The following is a 23,971-nucleotide window of genomic DNA, read 5'->3' on the forward strand; positions in this document are numbered from 1 at the left end:
TTACTACAAAAGTTTATGGATTATTTGTTGAGATTGAGATAGTTATGATAGCCTAGCTCTTCTAGTTGATTTTGTTTTTTCAGTACAGATTCGGACAAAGTTTTGCGGTAATGCAAAACTCGCTCTAGCAATTCCGGCTGATGAGCTGCCAGTATCTGAACTGCCAGCAAGCCAGCATTCTTAGCGTTGCCGATCCCCACTGTTGCTACGGGTATCCCGGCTGGCATTTGCACGATCGAGTACAGCGAATCTATCCCTTGCAGGTGCCGACTCGGTACAGGCACCCCAATTACTGGCAAGGGGGTTAAAGATGCTACCATACCTGGGAGGTGCGCCGCTCCCCCGGCACCTGCGATAATGACTTTCAAGCCTCGTTGGTGAGCGGTTTGGGCATATTCCACCATGCGCTCAGGGGTCCGGTGCGCCGAGACTATCGCCACGGAGCAAGCAACACTGAATTCTTCGCAAACTGCGATCGCATCTTTCATGGTTGGTAAATCCGAATCGCTACCCATGATAATTCCAACTGTCGCTTGATTCATAAAATTTTCAGATTTGAGATTTCAGATAAATGCTAATTTTAAATGATTGCGTTAACTCAAATTTAGATATTTTGTACCAAAACTGACCCTTAAAAGCAATTTTGCCACAAGCCCCCGTCTGAGCAGCTCTGCAGCCAGCAAAAAGCAAAAAGCTCCCCCTCCTCATCGACAGCCACCGGATTTATCCGTAGCGAATATTAAATCTAAAATCTAAAATCTAAAATCGGATGACTGAAGCCACAACCCCACCTGCCGCCCGCACAGATATTCTCAATGTTCGCCTCCCCGGTTGCAAGGATTTGCAGATGCTTGCTGTTGACGAAACGGGCATCATTCAAGAAGTTTGGCCAATGGACGCTGTATTTAAACGGATTTGTCCTCCCGATTTGCAAGTGCTTGATGTAGCAGGCGATTGGCTTTCTCTAGGCGGTGTTGACTTGCAGATTAACGGCGCCATGGGTTTTGCTTTTCCCGATTTAGAAAACAAGCATATTGAAATTTTGCCAAAAATTTGTCAATTTTTGTGGAATCAGGGAGTCGATGCTTTTTTGCCGACTTTGGTGACAACTTCGCTGGATAAGTTTAGGCGATCGCTCTCGACTATAGCTGATTATATCCGCACTGTACAAACCGCCGATCGCGCAAGAATTAAACCCAAAACAGCGGAAATTCTCGGCGTTCATCTCGAAGGCCCTTTTCTCAACCCCCTGAAGCGAGGCGCTCACCCAGTTGAGTTTTTGTTACCGCTAACTATAGAAAATGTCAAGCGAGTTTTAGGAGATTGTGCCGATATTGTCAAAATAATTACTTTAGCGCCGGAGTTAGACAGCACTGGCGAAGTCATTTCCTATTTGCAAAGTTTGGGAATTTCCGTCAGTCTTGGACACTCCCAAGCGACGGCTGAGCAGGCACAGCAAGCATTTGAGCGGGGAGCTTCAATGGTAACTCACGCTTTTAATGCGATGCCGAGTTTGCACCACCGAGAACCGGGTTTATTGGGAGCGGCGATTGTTTATCCGGGCGTAAAATGCGGTTTAATTGCCGACGGCAAGCACGTTTCTCCGACAATGATTGATTTTTTGCTACGCGCTGGTAGGTATCAAAAAGGCGTTTTTTTAGTGAGCGATGCTTTGGCTCCTTTGGGTTTGCCTGACGGTGTTTATCCTTGGGATTCCCGACAAATTGAAGTCAGAAAAGGTACAGCTTGGGTAAGATTAGATTACCACTCGCCCCTGGAATCTGCTACTTTGGCAGGTACAACTCTGCCGCTGTTGGCGGGAGTTCAGAATTTGGTGGAGTGGGGAATTTGCGATGCCGAAAGTGCGATCGCCCTGGCAACTGAATCTCCAAGAAGGGCGATCGGAATTTCGGGAATTATTGGAAAACAGGCAACTCAATTGTTGCGCTGGCATTTAAATGCTGCGACAAAGCAATTGACTTGGCATCGACTCTTTTAACCTGTTTTACTATTTTAAATTAAAGAATTGATGAAGTGGGAATGTGCGAACGGGTATTACCCGATCAATTTTAGATTTTAGATGTGCCGTTTTAATCTAAAATCTAAAATCGCAAATCTAAAATAGGTTGTTGCAATTTGCACATTTTCCGAACCGGATTGCTATATAATGTCTAACCGTTGGCAATAACTCAGCAGCAGGCAGATCGATGAATTTGGTAGACGACAAGACTATAGTTAGACAGTATTTTAACTCGACGGGATTCGATCGGTGGCAGCGAATTTACGGCGACGGCAAAGTCAATAAAGTTCAGCTAGACATCCGCACCGGGCACCAGAAAACGGTGGATACAGTCATCGAATGGCTGCAAGCTGACGGGAATTTATCCGGGCTTTGTGTCTGCGATGCCGGCTGCGGTGTAGGATCTCTGAGCATTCCTCTGGCTGACGCTGGGGCAATTGTTTGCGCTAGCGATATCTCAGAAAAAATGGTAGCAGAAGCTTACGATAGATCGACAGCAGTTCCCGGCAAGCTCTACAACATCTCCTTCGCCGCCCAAGATTTGGAAGCTTTAACCGGCAAATTTCACACAGTGATTTGTTTGGATGTGCTAATCCACTATCCTCAAAATAAGGCTGCTGAAATGATCGCTCACCTAAGTTCGATCGCCGAATCGCGACTAATTCTTAGTTTTGCCCCCAAAACCTTAGCACTTACCGCCCTCAAAAAATTTGGTGAGCTTTTCCCAGGGCCCAGCAAAACTACCCGGGCTTACCAGCACCGCGAAGCTGATATTATCAAAATCCTAGAAACCAACGGCTTTGTTATTAACAGAACAGCCATGAATAGCACTAGCTTTTACTATTCTAGGTTGCTGGAAGCAGTTCGCAAATAGGGTAAAAATATCCGTTAAAAAGCGACTTTCTTATAAACGTAGGGTGCGCGCCACGCACCTTTCCTTCGCCGATTTAAAGTAATAGACTTGCATTGCATTTCGCAGCTTTCATCAGAATGAAATTATCTGCGTGTATCTGCGTTGCATCTGCCTTATATCTGCGGTTGACCGGCTCGCATCAAATTACCAATTAAACAAATATGTCAACGCTAATCCTAACGCGCATTTTCATAGCAACAGCAGCCGTATTCGGAGGTTTATCCGTTGCAGGCGGTGCTTTCGCCTCCCACGCTTTGAAAAATCAATTGAGCGATCGAGCTTTAACCATTTTTGAGACCGGCGCCCGATATCAAATGTACCATGCCCTGGCTCTATTACTCGTCGCTTTACTCTTGAGCCACGCCCAAGAGTCTCAAACCTTTTTTGCAGTGGCTGGATGGGCTTTTATTGCCGGCACTATCATCTTTTCAGGCAGTTTGTACGCCCTGAGTTTGAGCGACATCAAATGGCTGGGTGCAATTACCCCGCTGGGCGGAGTTGCTTTTATTGTTGGTTGGGGATGTTTGGCAGTCGCAGCTTTTAGTTTTAAATAGAGATTGGCAATTCCCTATGCCAAATCCCTCCGCGAGAGTTCCGCTTTTCGACCCCATGCCCTATGCCCGATGCCCAATTCCCTAATTATCAAACACATCCCTGGAAAACAGCTCTGTCAAAGTACGCAAGTAAGGTACAAATACCGTTAAATCTTCAGCAGGAAGCCGCTCGCATATTTCCCAAAACAAAATCAGCAGCATATCCTGCACTAACTCCCAACTTACATGAAGTTTCGGGTACAACATCACGCAAATTGGAAACAATTCTTGTTGTACCGGGTGAATGCTACCTTCCAAAACGCACCAGCACAAATAGCTTTGAAAAATCTCGACATCCCGAATACCAGAAATTTTTACCTCGCGATCGTTCAAATACCCGCTGCTGCTGCGGTATCCTTGATGCTGGGCACTAGCTCGATCGTACACTGCACTAGCAATCTGAGTCGTGTGCTGCAACAAATGCTGAACGGCTAATAGAGCTCTTGAATTCGGGGGTTGATTCGCCGCAGCCTCGTTAATCTCTCCGTAGGGAATGTGCAGGTAGTCGTCTACAACTTTTAAGTATGGCGCAAATTCCGCTCGCTCTGACTCCGAAAGACATCCTAACAAGATTTTGCTAGTGTATTGAAACTGCATTGTCACAAATCCCAGCACTAACGGATCTGTCTCTGAGTATTTTCGCCTCACTTTGATAATATCTTTTCCCACCAGCACTGACAAGCGGAAAACAGGTTCTCTATCCGCATAAGCGTCTATTGCTTTCCGATATAAGGTGCGAGAATCACCGGGAATTTCTAAAGAATTAATTAAACTTGGATCGATCGCGTGCCGCTCTATTTGTTTCCCTAAAAGAGCTTCTACTCTACTCCAAGCTATCTCGCTGGCTAAGTTTAGGGTATCTGTCAATTTTTCAACTATTGGGGCTCTATTCCCCTCAAAATTAGTTAAATCGAGGCTTGGGAGAATTTGACGTGGCGCTTGGTTCTCTCGTGTCGCAACTGTACTGTAATATTTTTTTGCCCAGCTAACTGCGAAGGAAGAAACGCTGACACCTTGAGCTTTTGGGGGTTTGTCAGTGTCGGGTCCGGTAATACCTTGGGACGCCTGACTTGGACCGTGTTGAAGTTGGTCGGCTGCTGGTAAAGATTTTGAAGATATTTGTAAAATACTCGTCATGATAAACCTCGTTTTTTTATTAAGTCGCACTCGATCGAATCCCCTAATTTTTAACGTTGTTAACTACAATTTTCTGCCTTTGTACGCTGACAGTCATCAGCCATTACGCTTAAAGCTATAAGCCATTTGGCTCGACTGCCTGCATCTTTTATAAGTTGCACGTTAATAACGTTATTTATTGTGCGAGCGATCACCATCACCCTGTGATCGCGATCCTAATTATTTTTTTGACCTATAAAGAGGACGAGAAGTAAATTTAATTTGTCTTAAAATCTGATAATTAAAGTCAAATCTGCCTCAAAAAAAACTGCTGCTTGAAATACTTTATCTTTGTTTTGAAGCGCTTTGGTCGATCGCCCTAATTTCTTAAAGAAGCTAGGCTACAGCACGATCTAGCGATGACCTTGGTTAATTTATTTCTATAGCTGAATTAGAAATGTATTGTGAGTCGGGCGATTGTTAGGAAACCCTAACAAATTTAATAATCGGCTTTTCTAAATAAAAAATTAAATTTAAGATTAGGATGAGATTTATGTGCATTTCGTTAAGGCTATTGCCAGGGCCGTTTTTTGGGATCAGTTTTTTAGCTTCCCCGTGAAGCGAAGCTATCCCGTAGGGAATCGCCCGCAATTGATCGTTGTCCATTCGATCGGCCACCTACCCTTCAAAACCAGAATTAGCGAGTGACTCGCCCGGTAGCCCGCACATTTTGCCAAATCCAGCGGGTTCGAGTCCTCTGCCGGAGGCGGAAGCCTGTCCCTACAACGATAGGATTAGGCTTATTAGGTCCCACGGGCGATCAATCCTCACAAACAGCACGGCCAGTACGTCTTTAAGGCTATGGCTTCGGGTAGGATTAGTAGGACGAGAGGAAGTGGATAAAATGAGCGCTAGCAGCAATTCAACAGAAATTAAGTTCGGAACCGATGGGTGGCGGGGACTGATTGCCCATGACTTTACTTTTGCCAACGTGCGAAAAGTCACCCGGGCGATCGCCAGTTACCTAGAAACCGCTTACACCAAAGACCGTCCAGTTCTAGTCTCCTACGATACCCGCTTTCTGGCAGACGAGTTCGCCCGCACCTCAGCGGAAGTATTGGCAGATTTGGGATGGACGGTGAAAGTGGTCGATCGAGATTGCCCCACACCAGTCATCGCCTACAGCGCCAAGCATCTCAACTCCGCAGGAGCCCTGATGTTCACGGCTTCCCACAATCCCGCACCTTACTGTGGCATCAAATACATCCCCGACTACGCGGGCCCAGCCACCCCGGAAATTACTGATACAATTGTGGCCAATATTGCTGGTGCTTCTGATGCCCCAGCCAAAGGCAGCCACAACGATAAAATCTCCAGTTTTGACCCGAAACCCGAATATCTGAAGTTTCTTTATACTTTGATCGATGTGGAGCGGATTCGCTCTGCTAAGTTGAAGGTGAAGTACGACGCTCTCTACTCGACTTCTCGCGGCTATCTCGACGGCGTTTTGGAACACTGCGGCTGCGATGTCGAAAGTTTTCATACCTACCGCGACGTGCTGTTTGGTGGCGGAATGCCCGAACCCAAGGGGGAACAGTTAGTTGAGTTGGTGGAAGCTGTTAAGAAGGATTCGGCGGATTTGGGTTTAGCTACCGATGGCGACAGCGATCGCTTTGGTATTGTTGATGAGTTGGGAAATGTCTTGACTCCAAATACTGTACTGTTGCTGCTGGCGCGTCACTTGGTTAAGAATAAAGGATTGACTGGGGCGATCGTCCGTACAGTCGCAACTACCCACTTGCTGGACAATTTGGCCGCCAAGTACGGTTTAACAATCTACGAAACTGCAGTCGGCTTTAAATACATCGGCGAAAAAATGCGGGAAACTGCGGTGCTCATCGGTGGCGAAGAGTCTGGCGGTTTGAGCGTTTTGGGTCACATTCCCGAAAAAGACGGGATTTTGGCTGATATGCTAGTTGCTGAGGCGATCGCCTATGAAGGCAAACCGCTTTCTCAGCTAGTCGAAGAAGCCATTAAAGAAGCCAACGGCCCCCTGTACAACAAACGTTTGGACTTGCACCTAGAAGAAGCCCACAAAGCAGCCGTTTTGGAATCTTTTACCAAGAATCCCCCCACAGAAATAGCAGGTATTGGCGTTAAGGAAATCGGCCGCAAAGACGGGATTAAACTTTATCTTGAAGACGGTGGCTGGGTACTGCTGCGCCCTTCGGGAACCGAACCCTTGATGCGCGTTTACATGGAAACCAATTCTGTGGAAAAAGAAAGCCAAGTTGCCCAACACATGGAAAAGGTAATTTCCCAGTTAGAACCTGTTTAATTTTCTACCTATTCCAACAGGGGTTTTTCCCGTAGCGCTTGGGATTGTGAGGTGCGCCGAAGCGCACCTTACGTATTTTTTTTGATAACTCTTGCAAAGCCTCTGAACATTAATCATCGATACTGCTGGGCCATTTATATATTTGCAATACACTGGGATTTGTTAAAGTTTGGGAAGTGTAAATTTATTTATGTTTGTTAAAATTTTAATTAATTTAAAAAATTCATAAATCTTTTCCAAATCTACTTGACTTTTATCGCGATAAAATTGTATATTATTGAATAATGGGGTGTTTGCAAAAATAAAATTTTTACACAGATTTCGATTATAAAAACAAGTATATAAGTTAAATCACTAGCCTGTCAACCGGTTTATGAAAACAATTCCTCTGCTCGCCATTAGTTTTTTAGTAGCAATTTTAATAAGCGCGATCGGCATTATTTCAGTGCAGAACGCCGCCCCAGTCTCCTTAAATTTTATCTTTTTTCAATCGATACAAATGCCCGTAGGAGTAGTGTTGGCAATGAGCCTGAGTGCAGGACTGATCGGAGGTGCGCTACTGCAACCGCTGTGGAACCTTTCAGATTCCCAAAACTCGCGTCCTAAATTTCCGGCAAATCCAGAAGAATCCGACACCATACAATATTAAATAAATTTGATCCCTTAGAGGGAATATACCTGACCGTCAATCAGTAGCCGAGTAATTCCCTTAGCTCGCAAATAAGGCGCTGCTTTTTGCAGCATACTGCTGTCAGGAATCTTGAAAACCCTTTGATTGCGAGTAGCAAATCGGCGGGCCACTCGGTGATTGTCAAACACTGCCAGGGTTTTCTCGCGAATTTCCGCCGCCGGAATTTGACCCAGTTCGCCAAAAGCTTTTAGAGGCCTGGTGATTAACTCTGCCGCCCGATCGACTACCAAATAACAAATTTTGGGCAGAGATGCTTCGCTTAAAGGCAAAACTTGAATCAGCCCTGTACCCCGAAGCTCGTTAGCGAAGCCATCGAAGAGGCTCGACTCGCCCGAAGATAGTGAACCCAGGAGACGGCCTTCAAATACAGAGTCTTCATCGTCTAAATCTTCGTCGAAGTCGTCATCTAAATCGTCTTCATCCTCATCCTCATCCTCATCCTCATCATCTTCCTCGAAATCGCTAAAGTCTTCACCTGCCAGCAGCCCTTCTGCTGGCAGCATTGCCTTTAGTTCACGAGTCACAACAGCGCGGTGGCTTTGATCGGCAAGAGTGGCTGCTTGGGCATCTGGCACATCAGAAACATCCAAATCCGACTCTACATTCCCTCGAATTTCGAGTTCTGCAACTGGTTCAGGGACTGATCCAGAACGCTTTCGGATCGTCGGTCTCGAATTAGAGGCTGACTGCTGGACAGGGGCTGACTCCGACAGGGGGACACCTACAGGATCGGTTTCGCCATCTGCCGACGGCTCAGTAGTGGCCTCTGTCGGTTCAGAAACACTTGTGCGATCGGACAAACGCTTTTGTTTTTGCTGCACTAAAAATTCGTATTCCGGCTCCGACAAAGCCCCCTGAATGATGCGCCTCACAGTCGAACTGCTCACTCCGTAGCGCTTTGCCAGAGTGACAGTATTCTCGTTTGACTGTCGGTACAGCCTGATGAGTTCGCGTTTGTCTGAATCGGAGAGTTTTGTAGGCGTCATGCCAAGTTTTCCAGCAAAAAGACGTGAAAAGACCCAGGCTAGCAGTTAGCGAACTGTGATTTTTCATTTTCGATTTCAAGCTCACAGATGCCGACAAGGGCAAAACAGCTTTCGCGTCCCCATCGCTTGCCAAAGCAACCCTAATCTCAAATCGCTAGGATGCGCGACGACTGCGCCTGCTCTGGCGAGAACGGGTTGAGATGTCATGTTCCAAGATAGCTCCAATTCCGAACAGGATGGCGCTGAAAACAAAAAAGACTTCCAGCAAACTGCCGCTTTGATAACTACCCTCAGCCTGAGTATCGCGCCATTTAAAGTACATATCTGCGATGTAAAGCGAAAAAGTTGCAGCCGCAATCATTCTCCAAGATTGGGAAAAACGTCCTCCCCAAAACGCCAGCAGCAATGCAGTAGCAATAATCAGCAGAAAAACGTCCCCAACGATGTAAAACAAATTGATTGCGTTTTTGTGAGGCGCCAGTTGCTTGTCAAGTGCCATCACCCATCCCGGAGCTTTGATTTCTGCTTCTGCTTCTTCTTCTTCGGGTGCGGATGCAGCATCAGTCGCTGCTGCTTTTGGTTGTATCTTGGAAGAATTGTCCAAAGCAGGCGCTCTTCCTGTGGTAGCGGTTGCTGGTGCAGATTCTGTCACTAATTCTTGAGTGGCTGCCGGAGCCATTCCTAGCTGGGCCCTCCAAGAGTCAGGTGCAGCAACCCAAATAGCTACAGCAATCCCGAAGGCTGCAATTCCCGCTAACAAAGCCCACTGCCAAATTTCTAGATTCAGTCGCTTGGAAGTCACAGCTACAACCATGCCCCCGATCAGGACCACATAGCTGCCCAGATAAAACGCATCTGCAGGAGACACGTCCGGGTCTAACTCGAAATACAGTTCCCAAATCCCGAACAGCACGCCGGCTATGAAATAGAACAGCATCCCCAGACCAATGCCCAGCCAGACGTTGCGCCCGCTGACCATGTGCGGGCTTTGCCAGTTTCTAAAACAGACTAAAGCCGCTCCCAAGTATGCTCCGCATTCAAAAATATAAGTGCCGATCGAGTACCAAAGAGGTAAACCCTCTTCTGCTGAGAGCGGGACGCTGAACAGCAAAAAGAACAGCAGCGCCATTACAGCCCAGACAATGCCCGCAATCACTAGGGTCTGAGCTGACAGTAAAGATGAAGATGTAGATGACTTTTCTGAAGTGCTACTCATAGGGATTCCACGAGACCTAACTAGCGGTTGAACGCACCCCATCTCAATCTTTGATTCGAGATGAGGATTCTTTCGCCAAAAAACCTTGATCTGACGCTTCCGGAATAACTGGCGTCCTCAGTGTGTCGTCGGGACTTTTGCCCTCGTACACTCTAGAAAGACTAAGCAAGAATAATATCTATTTACTAATTCAATGAATTAGTTGTTAGTCGATCTTGTATCCGAAAATATAATGATAGAAATACGGTATATGTCTCAACCCTTAAGGCTTTTACAGTACCCAATCTATCTCGGAAATTCTACCCTCAAATGTTGAGGGATATGTTTTTTTGCTTTCACACTCCCCCACTCATATCAATGATTGTGGGTGGGGACTGCGATCGAAACTGAGTTAAATTGCCAGACCATAGGTGGCCTCCAAACCGAATCAACAATTTGGTTGGTCAATACAAGTTGGCCATCCAACCTGTATATCGCGTACCCCCTACAGTGCAATTATCTAAGCTCCCTTATCTGGGCCCAATTGTCTGAGCAATTGTCACAGATTTTCTATCCTGCGATCCACAACTTGTTGAGGGCTGATTGTTTCAGCCAATCTAGAAACTGAGTCCGATCCGGTGCTGGCATATCTTGTAGCACATCGCTCACTCCCTCCGCGAAGTCCGTATTGCCAAAATATGATTTGCCCAAGCGGTGGAGTTCTTGCAATAAGGTCTTGAGATGCTGCTCTTGCCAAGGAGGCACCTTGTGATTTTCCAAGGGACTAACGGTTAGCCAGTTTTTTATCGCATCAGGGGAGTCTGCCTGGGGGAAGTTTCCCTGCTGAAATACCTTGGCGATATCTTTCTGAAACGATGTGGCTTGCCTTGCGCCTAAGAGGTCTTCTACATCGAAGTAAACAGCTTGGAGCAGCAGCAGACAAGCCTGCGCGAACAGTGGTGCTTTGGCTGCTTCATTCCCTGCCGGTTCTTCACCGGCAAGCTGATCTAAACGGACTTTTCCCCAGACGCTATATCTATCCGGCTCTTCTAGCAGAACACAGGCTTTGCCTCGGTTGTCGGTTAAGTCCCGCCACAAGGCTCTGGCGTCTTCTGCTTGCTTGCCGTTGAAGGCGCTGATCAGGCGAAAAGTCTGCCCCTGATAATTGAGAATGGGAATTTGTTGATCCCGTTTTGGGTGTTGAAAATTGGTTATTTCAACATCCTGCCGTTTCAGAATAAACATGACACTGCGATTTGACTCCTGTCATGGCCGAGGTGCTGTGCTTTTGACACTCCCCATGCCTAAAGGCGAGGGGATTCTTGATTCAGCGAGTCCACTTAAATTAGCAGGATTGCTCCCGATCACCCAGAGATGGTTCTCTCCTCAAGCGTTCCGATACTTTTTTGCTAACAAATGCTAACAAATATCTAAGCTGAGATTGTCTCTCAGCTTTGGCGTATAAATCTATGCACGAAGGAAAATCCCCCGCGCACAATTTACGACTGCTGTACTGGCAACGCTTGATTTTAGCGCTCGTGCCGAGCGGGCGATTGACTGTTTTGCTTTGATGCCGTAGAGGAAGCTTATATAGAGGCTCCGTACCATCAGGGATTTTCACCTGAGTCTTTCAATCCTAGTTCTACCACATTTTTATGAAATATCAAGTCGAGTAGAATGTTAGCCAACATAACTCAATATCAGCAAATTATTCATTCGGGCTCAACTCATACCTCAAATCAGGCAGGGGACGATCTCTGGTTTTGCGGTAATGCGGTCAGCGTTTTAGGCTTTGCCACTAGGGGATGTTAACATAACTAATAGAGATATTGGAAAAAGTACCTGTGACTCTTTTCCTGTCTGAGCTCCGTCTTAATTTGGGGAGATATCCGATCGACCAAATATGGGGGTTTCAACTCGACCTCTAAATACTTTACCCGACTTCACGTCCTACCTAGTTTTGATTGTAAATTTACAATTGTGCTGTTTGCAGGTGAGTCCCTCCAGCTTTTGTCAGATACAGTCTTGGAGGCAAAGGCACTCTCATCACCTTGGTTTTTTTTCCCGAATCATCGCGCTGCACGCCATATTTTTGTACATCAAAGCGGTTTCTGCGTAAGTCATCACATAATTTACTTGCTCGATCGCACACTGCACCGATACAATAATGTTGTTAGCGATTTTTGAGTTGGGTGCGTAACTCAGTTGGATAGAGTAGCTGCCTTCTAAGCAGCGAGCCGCAGGTTCAAGTCCTGCCGTACCCGTTACATAAATTTAATGAGATCAAGGGTTTCAGCAGTTTTATCCCGCCAAGAAAAGAGAGGCTGAGATCTTATTTGCTTCGGATTTGTTTCGGATTCGGGCATCCGAAACAAATCCGAAGCAAAAGCCCCACCTGCCAAACCGGGCGAATCTTCCTGCTTCTGACCGATCGACACTGCTACCTTTCTGAGTATAGGTTTGCCACAGCCGATGTGGTATCATAAAAAGTCTATTGTGTCAATAGCCTAGATCCTGCGATGTTCAAACAGCACCAGCAGCAGGTTGTGGGCCGAGTAGCCCTCAGAGGTTATCCTTAGTAATCAGGCTAGTTTCCGACAGGTTTGGATATGTTCCCAACAACTCTATTTCATGTTCCCCAAAATTTAATGCTATTACTCGACCGCAGCCCGATCGACCGATTAAAGCCCCTATTGGCGCAAGCAACCGGAATGCCTATAGTTGCATCGGAAAATACGGCAACAATTGCGCTCGTATTGGTCGCTCTGGGAATTCTGGGTTGGGGATTTTATCGCGCCAGACCTTTTGGCAAACTGGGAATTTTGGCTTGGTTGCAGTCTGTTGCGCTGATGAGTCCCTGGCTGCTGTTTTTTGGTTTGTTCGCTGCCGGAATTTACCTCAATCTAGTTGCGGTATTGTTGCTGCTAGTGGCATCCACGGGATTGTACATTTATCTGGGCCGGCAATTGCGTAAGGCTGCATCTGATACAGTGCTGCCGCGGCCGGATGCTGCTGAGGTAAAGTCCCAAAGCGATGCTTTCTCGGCTCCTGAGTCGCAGCGACCACCAGGCCCAGAAACCATTAAGATCGTCACCTCGTCGCCTGCGAATAATGAATCAGAAATAATTCCCGTTCCAGTTGAAGACCTCAAGGCAATTAAAGGCATCTTTGGAATTGATACTTTCTTTGCCACAGAAACGATTCCCTATCAAGATGGGGTAATCTTGAAAGGGAATCTCCGGGGAGACCCAGAACAAGTACACTCACGTTTGACGGCAAGTTTGGAAGAAAGATTAAACGATCGCTACCGTCTATTTTTAGTAGAAAATCAGGACGACAAGCCAGTAGTTATTATCTTGCCCAGCACCAACGACCCGCAGTCAACTACCCTATCTCAAAAAATCCTAGCAGTCGTGCTACTGCTGGCAACAATTGCTACCAGCTTGGAAACAGGCGGTTTGCTGCTGGGTTTCGATTTCTTTAACTCGCCGGCTAGATATCTAGAAGTTTTGCCAATTGCAGCCGGAATTTGGGCGGTTTTAGGCTCTGGGGAAATTGCTCGCCGAGTGCTGGCAAATCGGTACAAGGTTGGCTTGAGTTGGCCGTTTTTTATACCAACTTTGCAGATAGGTTGTTTTGGAGCGATCGACCGTTTTGAGTCGCTGTTGCCCAACCGTAAAGTTTTGTTTGACATCGCTTTTGCCGGGTCAGCGGCTGGGGGAATAGTTTCTGTGCTAATGCTGGTAACGGGTTTGCTGCTGTCTCACCCCGGCAGTTTATTTCAAATTCCCGCAGAATTTTTCAAGGGCTCGGTTTTGGTGGGAACTTTGGCAAAAGTGGTTTTGGGTTCGGCGTTGCAGCAGCAGATTGTTGACGTTCACCCGCTGGTAGTTATCGGTTGGTTGGGCTTGGTAATAACGGCGATTAATTTGATGCCGGCGGGACAGTTGGACGGGGGTAGAATCGTGCAAGCCATCTACGGTCGGAAAATAGCTAGTCGCGCTACTTTGGCGACTTTTGTGGTGCTAGCCATCGTTTCTTTAGTTAATCCTTTGGCTCTGTATTGGGCGATCGTGATTCTGATTTTACAGCGGAATCTGGAGCGACCGAGCCTCAACGAGCTGACTGAGCCTGACGACGCTCGCGCGGCTTTGGGTTTGCTAGCTTTGTTCTTGATGATTGCTGCCCTGTTGCCTTTGACTCCGGCTTTGGCTGGCCGTCTGGGAATCGGGAACTAGCAGTAGTCGGGCATCTTTGGTAATAGGCTCTTGGGTTGCGGTAAATTAGTGGAATATAAGAATTGAGCGATCAAACTGGTAACTGAAGGGCGATCGGGTTTCTAACTACTAATTTCCAATTAAGACCCCCGCCCAGGGCAATTTATCTACTACCAAAAGTTGATTTTTTTATAACCCAAAATTTGTTTAAACTTGATCGATTAAGTTTAAATAACTTATCTGAGCCTATAGGATAAAGTCATGGCTAATCAACTTCCTCCTGTATTGGTAACTTTTGATGCAGATGTTTTAATGACTGGCAGAACCCAAGTGTGGCAAGAATATTCCAAAGTGGGAACTTGCTATATCCCGGAAGTAGTGTACGACGAAATAGATCGTCTGACAGGGCAAGCTGTGGAAAAAGCTCAAGAGCAAGTAGCTAGAGAATTTATGCGATTTTTTGCCGACAGCGGCTGGATTGCAACTGACGCTCAGGAAACACACCGAGCTCTCGAACCTTCGATCAAAAATCAAAGCAAGCCAGCAATGCTCGTGGTTGCCACGGCTCAGTGCGTTTATGGTTTGGCGACCGAACACCCGGAGGCATTGGTGATTTTTGTGTCCAACAGCCAGCCTCTGCTGAAGCGGCTGGCTTCTGTAGGGGCTACGAATCTCTGCGGGATTACCGGGGCGATGCTGTTAAACTGGGCGAGGAAAGGGGAACGCCCGCCGGCGGCGACTCAGCAATTGCAAAGTTTGATGCGTACCCTCGCCGAACGCAAATCGACTCAGCGCTCTAACAGCAGAATTCAGGATGCTGCTGTAGGGACAACGGGGACTTCGGGTAGCCAGTTAACGGGGACGCGCGGCGCTTCTGAATTGAAGTCGGCTAGCAGTTTTACTAAAACTAATAAAACGGGTTTGACTGAGAAGCGCAGTGCGAGTTCCCGGCCCAAAACGCCGCGGCGCAGTCGCGAGGAATCGAGAGATTACGAGCCGGCTGTATATCGAATGAAACATATTACACCTCCGAAAAAAAGGGACAGCGGTTTTCTGTCTACTGTGTTCAATTTTTTGGGAGCGTTATTTTTCTTGACCGTAGCGGTGGGTATTTTGTGGCGAGTGTTCGATGTTAGGGGTTTTAGAAAGACTTTTGTGCCGGCTCTACCGCAGCCTGTGCAACAATTTGTTAAGTCGATCGACCCTAAATAATCTGGTTTGCTGAAAATTCTACCTTCAGATCCGGCTGAATTCTGCCTTCGGAAACTGGGATAGCACGCTTGGTTAACAAATCGGTTCGCTACCCTAAATATAGCGGTAAGCTGCTTGTGGCGTACGCTACGTTTAGAGTTCCTGGCCTGAGTCCGCTGGGAATTTTCAACGGCTACTATCACAACAGAAGATGAACGCTTCACTTTACCGAGCAAAAAATGCCTCGCCATGCTGAACGGGAATGAAATAATTAGTGGATTAGCACTGGCTTTTGGGGGTTTTGCTTATGCTTTAGTCTTTTTTGTTCTTCTTCCCTTCAGACAGTACGATTATGCAGCACCACTTGCGGCTATAGCAATGGCGATCGCCCTTACTGTAGCAATGAATTTGCTACTATCTGCATCGTTGCTAACTGGCTGGAGTTGGGTGGCTGCATTATTTGGTTTTCAGGTAGCCCTCATATTTTTTGGTAGCGTTTTTTTGGAAGATGGGCTGTACCTGCCAAATTTGTTGTTTTTGGGAACTATGATCGTAGGATATGTGAGCGTTTATACCAGTTTTTCACAACAAAAAACACTGGTAATTGTGGGTTTATGTACAGTATTTTTCCTAGCTTTAATGTACTTCTCTTTGATTGGTGGCTATGTGATCAAAGGCAAAAATCCGTTTCAGGGTTCTTCTACCCAGATGCTGCCGCTGTTGAATCAAAGGGTAGAAATTATCACCGACAATCCCAAACAATTTTATTTGAATGGTAAAACTGGCGAACTCACGCATATTTACCGTTATGAGGTGACTGTGAAACTAGATTCTGGAGGACACGAGAGATTGATGTGGCCCTATGTCGATGTTTGGTGGCAGGATATTAAGGCTGCTAGCGAACAGAAATTGCAGTAATTTATATCGTTTCTGGTTGCATCGGAATAATACAATTGAGTCAACAGTTAACACTCAACCATTCAGTTTTTTGACCCAGAGTCAATCGATTTTCGATTTTCGATTTTCGATTTTCGATTGAAGCATTGACCCCACGGATAAATTCGAGGGGCAAGTTTCATCGGATACAGATTTTTTCTTTCTCCACCGATGAATGCGGGGGCTTGCATCTTGGATGCTTGATTGTCAACAATCAACAGTCAACAGTAAACAATCATCAGGAGTGCAACCGGAATTGATATCATTCACTATTTAAAGCTGGTGCTGTTCCTTCTACAGGTCGAATAATGGCCGGTTTGTTGGTAGATTGTTGCTGAAAAAGTGCCTTGAGTGCCAAGTCAAGATTTTCTGCCATGACTATGCGGTTTTCGTAGACAGCAATAACTCTGACTAAAGTTGGTAAACTATTGCGCTCTGCTTCTAAGTAAAGAGGTTCCACATACAGTAAAGATTGTTCGATAGGAATTACTAATAAGTTTCCTTGAATGGCTTTTGAACCCTGGCGATTCCAGAGAGATATTTGTTCGGAAATAACTGGATCTTGGTTAATTAAAGCTTCTATTTGTTCCGGGCCGTAAACTAATCGCTGTTTGGGGAACAGATACAACAGCAATTTTCCGTAATTGCCACCATCAGATCGCCCTGCAATCCAAGCAATTAAATTGTTGCGGCTTACTGGTGTAAATGGCAGCAACAAAATAAATTCTTCTTCTGTTTCCGTTGGCAGTTTCGTAATCAAATAATACGGTGCTACGGGCTGCTGTTCGCTGCCATAAATTTCACGGGGAACTCGCCACAAATCCTCCCGATTGTAAAATACTTGCGGGTCTTCCATATGATAAGCTAGCAAGCGTTCGGATTGAATGCTCAACAAATCTACTGGGTATCTGATATGTGTGCGGAGAGCCGGAGGCATTTTGTCAAGGGGTTTGAAGAGTCCGGGAAAGATAGCAATCCAACTGTTAATAATGGGATCGGAGGGATAGGCAACGTAGAAGTCAACAGACCCGTTGTAGGCATCAATCACTACTTTGACGGAGTTGCGGATGTAGTTAAACTCATGATTTCCCGGGTCAGAATACGGATAGCCAGGGCTCGCTGTGTAGGCATCGATAATCCAGTAAAGATAGTTGGGAGATTTATCAGTAGCCGAGGGTGAAGGTTTAATCTTGTTGCCATTGTCCTCCCTGGCTTTTTCTATGTCATCATTGCTAAGATTGGCGTTTGCTACTACTAAATACGGGTCGGAATCGTAGCGCAAAAAAGGAGCGATGGCCCGGACTCTTTTATTAATATTTCGGCGGTACAGCAATTTAGTTTCTGGCGTAAAATTGCGGGTAAGCGCCATTTGCCAATTTTTGAGATAATTAGCAAACAGCCAGCGCCGCCAAATAGGACCGATCGCAATTCCGCCCCTACCGCTGTAAGTATTGTAAACATTTTCTTCGCCACTGGGATAGTCGAATTCTGCGACTTGTGTGGGCGCCATCACGTCTGTATCGGTGATTTCGCCGTAGTAAATTCGCGGGAAGCCGATCGGAATACTGGCCCGAATTCGATCGCTAGTGACTTCCAAAGCAGTCTCTCCTTTCTGGGCTGCAACTCCAATATCTTTGACAAAATAATCGGGTAAACCGCCGACACCGACTCTGTTTACGGGAGAAAGAGTAAAGCCGTAACCGTGAGTATAAACTAGGTGTTCGTTCACCCAAGTTTGAGCATCGGGGGCAACTGCTGTGTAATCTAATTCCCGCGCTGCCAGAAACACTTGTTGGCTTTCCGAATCTCCCTTTTGTGCTTTTTCATTTTTGATTGTGTAGCGATCGATATCGGCATCAGGAAATGTATAATATGGTCTGATTTGCTGTAACTGTCGGGTGGTTTGCAGCAGCGGTCGCTTGTCCCACAGGCGGATGTTGCTGATAGTAAGTTGATTTTTTTCTAAGTCGGCATAAGTAAGTTTTCCGGCGGGATCGAAAGTTTTTATTTCGATTGTGTTGAGGTCAAAGGCTTCTTGAGTAAAGGCAATACTGCGCTGGATATATGGCTTCTCTCGTGCTAGTTCGTTGGGTCTAACTAGGAGTTGCTGCACAATTTGTGGCAGCAGGAAAACTCCCAAAAAACTTAAAGTTAGCCACGCTAAAAGAATTTTTTTTATGAGTTCATTTTTAATTTTGAATTGGTAAACCTGCCACAGCATCAAAAGTGCGATCGCCCCCGCCAAAATACTCAAAAATCCATACCAGGGCAGCCGCACCGTCACGTCAGCATAATTCGCCCCGTAAGTAACGTCTCCCCGCGAATACAGCAATGCGTAGCGCCCCAGCCAGTAGCGGAATGCGGCGGCTAGCATTGAAGCTGCACCCAACCCGTACAAGTGCCGCTGCTGCGATCGAGAAAACCCCAAAAATCTCCCTTGACTCAGGCTATTTCCTGACAGCAAATATGTTAAAGCACAAGATACTAAACTGTACCAAAATACAACTGTCAGCCAGAAGCCTAGTAAATCTAAAATTGGCAAAATAAATACATAAAAGCTAATATTTTGATTAAAAAGAGGGTCGGTTGTGTTAAAATTAGTAGGGTGAAAACATTGCAAAACATTGGTCCAGCGACTGGTGGCAATAAGCCCGATCGCCAAACTGAGAAAAAGGGCGATCGCCTGCAGCAAAAAATCAGGCTTAATTGCCACAGCTAAAATTGTCCCCAGCAGCAAGCCCAACTGCCACCAGTGAGAAAATAGCTGCACCCCTATTTGTTGGATTGACTCAATTCCCAACTGCACAGGCGACGCAGGTAAATTGTCAGCTATACCCAAATAGGTGATGCTGCTTGCAGCTAACAGCCCGCAGTGAATTACTATAAAAGTTGCGATCGAACTCAATCCAAATACTGCCAACAGCAGCCAGGAAAAGGTTATTTGGGATTTAGCAACAGGTATTTCGTAATTCTTCCCAATATTCTTCCCCGTTTTGTTCGCCCTCAGTGAAGCCAATAGCGCCCCCGCAACCGGCGATTTCATTTCCTCTGCGGGATGTTGCAGGCGGCGGGCTAAAGCCAAATTTCCGAGCAAAAAGACAGAAGAAACGGCAATTGCGATCGCCCCCAGCAACCCTTGAGTTTTCAGCTTTAAGAGAAAAACCTGAAGATATCCAACTTCCTGAAACCAGAGAATTTCTGCAGCAATGCGGGAGGCAAACTCAACAACCAGCCATAGCCCCCCAATCAGTAGGATTATTTGATAAATTCGCCTATTAGTCATTAGTTATTAGTTATTAGTCATTAGTCATTAGTCATTAGTCATTAGTTATTGGTTAAATGATAACTGATATCAGGTTTGAGCAAATTACCCTCCCGAATGATGCTTTTGCCGCAAGGGTTGGAGGCATTTTTATTCATGGTAGTCGATCGGACATAATATGATATCATGTCCGATCGATTAACCATAATATCCCGGTCGGGGCGGGTTTTTGAGCTGGTCAATTATTGGCAGGTATTGTTGGCGAACCCTCCCCTACAAAAATCGCGGTCGCTCGACCGGACATGATATGACACCTGCTTTCGGGTCAAGGGCTAACTGCTTTCCTGTCAAATGACTAATGACTAATGACTAATGACAAATTAGCTGTACTGCTGATTGACATCCACATCCAAATTAAACAGTGTTTGCAAAGTTTGCATCGCTTGCCGCCGCGCCTCAATATCCTGCTGAGCGCGCAACTGTACCATCGGATCGTGCAAAATCTTATTCACAATCCCCCTTGTTAAAGATTCAATCACATCTTGATGTTTCTCCGAAAATTCCGAACCCAGACGCGATAAAGCTTTTTCTAACTCTTGTTCCCGAATCAATTCTATCTTATCCCGCAAACAGCTAATAGTAGGAACAGTTTCCAGACTGCGCCACCAGAGATCGAAAGCCTCTACTTCCTGTTCGAGCAAGCCCTGAGCTTCCATTGCCATTTTGCGGCGGCTTTCGTGATTTTGAGCTACCACTGCTTTCAAGTCGTCCACATTAAACGATCGCACATTAGCGAGTTCGTTCGCATCCGAGTCAATGTTGCGCGGCACAGAAATATCCACCAACATCAAAGGGCGATTCGGGTCTAAAACCGCTTCCAATTTAGCTTTATTTAACAGCGGATCGGTAGCTGCCGTACTGGTAAAAACCAAGTCAGAAGCGGCAATTATCTGCATCATTTCCGAGAGCTGATAGAGGTGCAATTGAGCATCTTTAAACTGACCGGCCAACTCCAGGGCGCCCCGCACAGAGCGGTTAACTATCGAAATATGGCTAGCTCCTTTTGAGAGCAAATGCTGCACCAAAAGCCGCGACATTTTGCCAGCACCGATAATTGCTATTTTGCTGCTTGCTAAATGCTGACCCTTCATTTGAGCCAATTCTGCCGCCGCCGAACTGATAGAAACTGCACCGGTACCGATGCTAGTTTCCGTGCGAACTCGCTTCCCTGCTGTGAGAGCTTGCTTGAACAAGCGCTCTAAAATTCTGCCTACACCTTTGTACTGCTGGGCGAGTTTGTGAGTTTGTTTCACCTGAGCCAAAATTTGTCCTTCTCCGAGCACCAAACTGTCGAGGCCAGAAGCCACTCGCATCAAGTGCATCACCGCATCTTCGTGCAGCAAAATAAACAGGTGAGGGCGCAAAGACTGCAAAGGAACTTTACTGCATTCCGAAAGGAACTGAATAACCTCTCGCACACCAGGCTCCGACTCGCTGGTAACAATATAAATCTCTAAGCGGTTGCAAGTGCTGAGGATGGCAACCTCTTGAATGTGCGGATAGCCACGCAATTGGGCGATCGCGGCTTCAACTTTCTGTTCTGGAATGCTCAGTTTTTCGCGAACTTCAACCGGCGCTGTTTTGTGGCTGAGACCTATGACTGCAATATTCATATCTGTGATTTGTCACTATTTCTTGCTTAGGTGTTAACAGTCACCTGTTATTAGTTATTAGTTTATCGCTAATTGCTAATCACCGGTGACTGTTAACCGTTAACTGTTAATTGTTAACATTTAACTGTTAACCACTAACTAATCACTAATTCAATTGCAGAGATTTAGGCTGGTCAAACATATGGATTGTATCCACAAACCGAGCAGTCTTCGACTGAGAAGAAATTACCAAACTTTCAGTGCGAGCGCCGCCGCCAAAGAAGCGAACTCCATCCATCAGCGTTCCGGGGGTAATCCCGCAAGCTGCAAACAGAACTGTTTCTCCAGATGCCAGCTCTTCAGCATTGTAAATCTTGTCTGGGTCTGTGATGCCCATCTCTTTCAGGCGGGCGATATTGCTCTCTTTGCTTTCACCGATCAAACCAGTTTTTACGACAGCCGGATCGTAAATTAACTGCCCTTGGAAGTGACCGCCCAAACAGCGCATTGCTGCTGCGGAAATCACACCTTCCGGTGCTGCACCAATACCCATAAGTGCGTGGATGTTGGAACCAGAAAACGCGCAAGAAATCGCTGCCGAAACGTCGCCGTCGCTGATCAGCCGAACTCTTGCACCCGCTTCCCGAATTTCCTTAATTAAACCTTTGTGCCGATCGCGATCCATCACGACCACTACCAAATCTTCAATACTGCGGCCGAGGCAATCAGAGATAATTTTGAGGTTTTGAGTGGGCGTTTTGCGAATATCTACATGATTCTTAGCAGCCGCAGGAGCAGCCAATTTGTTCATGTAAAAATCCGGTGCCGCAAACAAACCACCTTTTTCAGAGATTGCCAAAACTGCCATCGAACCGTTTTGACCGTAAGCTACCAGGTTAGTACCTTCGCAGGGGTCCACAGCGATATCAATTTCGATCAATTCATCTATGTTGCAGACATCTTTGGCATCTTCGCGGGTACAAATACCTACTTGTTCACCGATGTAAAGCATGGGTGCGTCATCGCGTTCGCCTTCGCCGATGACGATGCGGCCGCGCATATGAATTTTGTTCATGCGCTCCCGCATGGCTTCTACAGCCACTCTGTCGGCTTCATCTTTTTCGCCTTTGCCCATCAAGCGAGCGGAGGCGATGGCTGCCTGCTCAACTACTTCGATAATCTCTAAACCGATTACATTGTCCACGAACTAGATCCTCTCAACTGCTGATGCGTGCCTTGTGCTCTTTTGCACTCCCAGCAATCAAGTTTATCAGAGGCGGGGATCTGTGCGAGCGCAAGCAGTTGCCTAGTTTGTGTTAACTTTTGCTTCTTTGAGACTGGGGCTGGAAAATCTGATCCCAACAAGCTCAAAGATCGATCGCAATACTTCACTGTTGCTTGGAAGATCGCACGCTAGCCCCGTCTGAGGGCTAAATCGCGGACTCCAGAGGCTCCGGGGGAGCGATCGGCTGTTTCAGGCAACTTGTCATTCCGAGTGCCGTTAAAGGTTTTATGATTAGTTTGCGATCCCACGATTTCTCAGAAACCTAGTTGCTAGACCGGATTTATCGTTACTAAACCCAACATTTTGGTGGAAACCGGGTTTCTGAGGGTAAGTCCTAATGACGATCGCAAATCAAATGGACAGCCCCAAATCGGGACGCAGTAGACTTTATCAGCGGGAAGGAATAAAAAATGATGATGAAAGCCCAAGATATTATGACAACAGAAGTTGTTACCATTCGCGGTTCGGCAACTGTAGCTGAAGCGGTGGCGATGATGAACGAACTGTGTTTGCGCGCGTTAATTGTGGAACGCCGCCACGAACAAGACGCCTACGGAATTGTGACGGAAACGGATATTGTTTACAAAGTAACAGCCTACGGAGTAGACCCGCAGAAAGTCCGCGTCTTCGAGATTATGACCAAACCGTGCATCACGGTGAATCCCGACCTGGGCGTGGAATACGTGGCGAGGCTGTTCGCCAATACCCGAATCCGCCGAGCTCCGGTGATTAAAGACAAACTGCTGGGCATTATTTCGGTAACGGATATCTTGACAAAAAGCGATTTTGTCGAGAAGCCGAAAAGTGTTTTATTTGAGGAACAAATCGAACAGGCGATCGCGGATGCCAGAACTATCTGTGCCGAGAAAGGCGCTACTTCTAGAGAGTGCGCGGTAGCGTGGGACATTGTAGAGGAAATGCAGGCTGAGGCTTCTCACCAGCGATCGATGAAGCTTGAAAAAACGGCTTTTGACGAGTATTGCGAGGAAAATCCCGAGGCGGCTGAAGCCCGGATGTACGACAGTTAATTTAATGATTAGTGATTAGTCATTGGTGATTGGTCAGTTGACAGGAAAGCAGTTGGCAGTTGGAAGAATCAAAAATTCTGCCTTCTACCTTCTGCCTTTAGAAGAAAGTCATCAAAGTTAAGGTAACTAAGCAACTTAACTGAATCACTAAGCAAAAAAGGCGAAATATTGGATTAATCCCAGCGATGTGAATGACTGAGTGTACAAGCCGAAACACGATGTATGCAACAATCAGCAAATCTACCGCTGTTCCAGATACGCCCCGAACTGTAAGCAGGAAAACAACTCCCAGATATAAAGGCAGGTTTTCTACTAAATTTGACTGAACCCGAAATAGTCGCCACAGCAAGCTTTCATCGTTTGGTGTCCCAAAATCTTTTACTGATCCACCCGCAGATAGGTGCCGGATTCTGACTGCGAGGAGAAGGATAACCACAGCAATTGTCCACACAATGAAAATTGCTAAACCCCAGAGAGGAAAGGTCATGTTAAGCGAATTCATAAACAAACCTCGTAAAACTTACTAATAGTTTAGGAAGCTCGCTATT

Annotated in this window: 19 protein-coding genes and 1 tRNA gene; 10 read left to right on the forward strand and 10 right to left on the reverse strand. The window is 46.4% G+C overall.

Annotated features, from left to right (window positions below; genetic code table 11):
* Nucleotides 1–20 precede the first annotated feature (20 nt).
* Nucleotides 21–542 carry a 5-(carboxyamino)imidazole ribonucleotide mutase gene (gene purE / locus QUB37_RS16835; protein ID WP_333163960.1) on the reverse strand — a complete coding sequence of 174 codons (522 nt, stop codon included), beginning with the start codon at nt 540–542 and terminating at the stop codon, nt 21–23.
* 227 nt (nt 543–769) lie between these two features.
* Here purE and nagA point away from each other — a divergent pair, with 227 nt between their 5' ends.
* From nagA to QUB37_RS16850, 3 genes are all read left to right on the forward strand, one after another.
* Nucleotides 770–1,999, forward strand: a complete 1,230-nt coding sequence (gene nagA / locus QUB37_RS16840; protein WP_333163963.1) for an N-acetylglucosamine-6-phosphate deacetylase — start codon at nt 770–772, stop codon at nt 1,997–1,999.
* 208 nt (nt 2,000–2,207) lie between these two features.
* Nucleotides 2,208–2,894 (forward strand): magnesium protoporphyrin IX methyltransferase, encoded by a 687-nt coding sequence (gene bchM / locus QUB37_RS16845; RefSeq protein ID WP_333163965.1) that lies wholly within the window; start codon nt 2,208–2,210, stop codon nt 2,892–2,894.
* Between the two features lie 200 nt (nt 2,895–3,094).
* Nucleotides 3,095–3,487: a DUF423 domain-containing protein gene (locus tag QUB37_RS16850; RefSeq protein ID WP_333163967.1), complete on the forward strand. Its 393-nt coding sequence runs from the start codon at nt 3,095–3,097 to the stop codon at nt 3,485–3,487.
* A gap of 81 nt (nt 3,488–3,568) precedes the next feature.
* On the opposite strand, the gene QUB37_RS16855 is transcribed toward QUB37_RS16850, so the two are convergent.
* The gene (locus tag QUB37_RS16855; RefSeq protein WP_333163969.1) at nt 3,569–4,663 is read right to left on the reverse strand and encodes a hypothetical protein; all 1,095 of its coding nucleotides are present in this window, start codon (nt 4,661–4,663) and stop codon (nt 3,569–3,571) included.
* 459 nt (nt 4,664–5,122) lie between these two features.
* On the reverse strand, nt 5,123–5,308 hold the full coding sequence (locus QUB37_RS16860) for a hypothetical protein (RefSeq protein ID WP_333163972.1): 186 nt from the start codon (nt 5,306–5,308) through the stop codon (nt 5,123–5,125).
* Nucleotides 5,309–5,546: 238 nt separating this feature from the next.
* Between QUB37_RS16860 and QUB37_RS16865 the strand changes: the two genes are divergently transcribed.
* Both QUB37_RS16865 and QUB37_RS16870 read left to right on the forward strand, forming a co-directional pair.
* On the forward strand, nt 5,547–6,980 hold the full coding sequence (locus QUB37_RS16865) for a phosphoglucomutase/phosphomannomutase family protein (RefSeq protein ID WP_333055871.1): 1,434 nt from the start codon (nt 5,547–5,549) through the stop codon (nt 6,978–6,980).
* Nucleotides 6,981–7,353: 373 nt separating this feature from the next.
* Nucleotides 7,354–7,629, forward strand: coding sequence for a LapA family protein (locus QUB37_RS16870; protein ID WP_333163975.1), 276 nt, complete (start codon nt 7,354–7,356; stop codon nt 7,627–7,629).
* Between the two features lie 14 nt (nt 7,630–7,643).
* On the opposite strand, the gene QUB37_RS16875 is transcribed toward QUB37_RS16870, so the two are convergent.
* The 3 genes from QUB37_RS16875 to QUB37_RS16885 all read right to left on the reverse strand — a co-directional run bounded on the left by QUB37_RS16875 (nt 7,644) and on the right by QUB37_RS16885 (nt 11,097).
* Entirely contained in the window at nt 7,644–8,657 is a 1,014-nt protein-coding gene (locus tag QUB37_RS16875; protein ID WP_333163978.1) for a hypothetical protein, read from the reverse strand.
* 154 nt (nt 8,658–8,811) lie between these two features.
* Nucleotides 8,812–9,873 (reverse strand): hypothetical protein, encoded by a 1,062-nt coding sequence (locus QUB37_RS16880; RefSeq protein ID WP_333163980.1) that lies wholly within the window; start codon nt 9,871–9,873, stop codon nt 8,812–8,814.
* A 549-nt stretch (nt 9,874–10,422) separates the two neighbouring features.
* Nucleotides 10,423–11,097: an Npun_F0813 family protein gene (locus tag QUB37_RS16885; RefSeq protein ID WP_333163983.1), complete on the reverse strand. Its 675-nt coding sequence runs from the start codon at nt 11,095–11,097 to the stop codon at nt 10,423–10,425.
* 945 nt (nt 11,098–12,042) lie between these two features.
* Here QUB37_RS16885 and QUB37_RS16890 point away from each other — a divergent pair.
* The 4 genes from QUB37_RS16890 (at nt 12,043) to QUB37_RS16905 (ending at nt 16,178) form a co-directional block, all read left to right on the forward strand.
* Nucleotides 12,043–12,116, forward strand: a tRNA-Arg gene (locus QUB37_RS16890).
* A 447-nt stretch (nt 12,117–12,563) separates the two neighbouring features.
* Complete coding sequence (locus QUB37_RS16895) at nt 12,564–14,090, forward strand: site-2 protease family protein (protein WP_445300033.1); 1,527 nt, start codon at nt 12,564–12,566, stop codon at nt 14,088–14,090.
* Nucleotides 14,091–14,330: 240 nt separating this feature from the next.
* Complete coding sequence (locus QUB37_RS16900) at nt 14,331–15,281, forward strand: PIN domain-containing protein (RefSeq protein WP_333163988.1); 951 nt, start codon at nt 14,331–14,333, stop codon at nt 15,279–15,281.
* A gap of 228 nt (nt 15,282–15,509) precedes the next feature.
* Nucleotides 15,510–16,178, forward strand: coding sequence for a hypothetical protein (locus tag QUB37_RS16905; RefSeq protein ID WP_333163989.1), 669 nt, complete (start codon nt 15,510–15,512; stop codon nt 16,176–16,178).
* A 280-nt stretch (nt 16,179–16,458) separates the two neighbouring features.
* Here the strand turns inward: QUB37_RS16905 and QUB37_RS16910 are convergent, their stop codons facing one another.
* From QUB37_RS16910 to glpX, 3 genes are all read right to left on the reverse strand, one after another.
* Complete coding sequence (locus QUB37_RS16910) at nt 16,459–19,479, reverse strand: UPF0182 family protein (RefSeq protein WP_333163992.1); 3,021 nt, start codon at nt 19,477–19,479, stop codon at nt 16,459–16,461.
* 359 nt (nt 19,480–19,838) lie between these two features.
* On the reverse strand, nt 19,839–21,131 hold the full coding sequence (locus tag QUB37_RS16915; protein WP_333163994.1) for a glutamyl-tRNA reductase: 1,293 nt from the start codon (nt 21,129–21,131) through the stop codon (nt 19,839–19,841).
* A 145-nt stretch (nt 21,132–21,276) separates the two neighbouring features.
* On the reverse strand, nt 21,277–22,314 hold the full coding sequence (gene glpX / locus QUB37_RS16920) for a class II fructose-bisphosphatase (RefSeq protein WP_333163996.1): 1,038 nt from the start codon (nt 22,312–22,314) through the stop codon (nt 21,277–21,279).
* 491 nt (nt 22,315–22,805) lie between these two features.
* Between glpX and QUB37_RS16925 the strand changes: the two genes are divergently transcribed.
* On the forward strand, nt 22,806–23,423 hold the full coding sequence (locus QUB37_RS16925; RefSeq protein WP_333163998.1) for a CP12 domain-containing protein: 618 nt from the start codon (nt 22,806–22,808) through the stop codon (nt 23,421–23,423).
* Between the two features lie 97 nt (nt 23,424–23,520).
* Here QUB37_RS16925 and QUB37_RS16930 read toward each other — a convergent pair whose 3' ends face one another.
* Entirely contained in the window at nt 23,521–23,925 is a 405-nt protein-coding gene (locus tag QUB37_RS16930) for an MAPEG family protein (RefSeq protein ID WP_333164001.1), read from the reverse strand.
* Between the last annotated feature and the right edge of the window lie 46 nt (nt 23,926–23,971).

The sequence above is a fragment of the Microcoleus sp. AT3-A2 genome (genome assembly GCF_036705685.1).
Taxonomy (GTDB): Bacteria; Cyanobacteriota; Cyanobacteriia; order Cyanobacteriales; family Microcoleaceae; genus Microcoleus.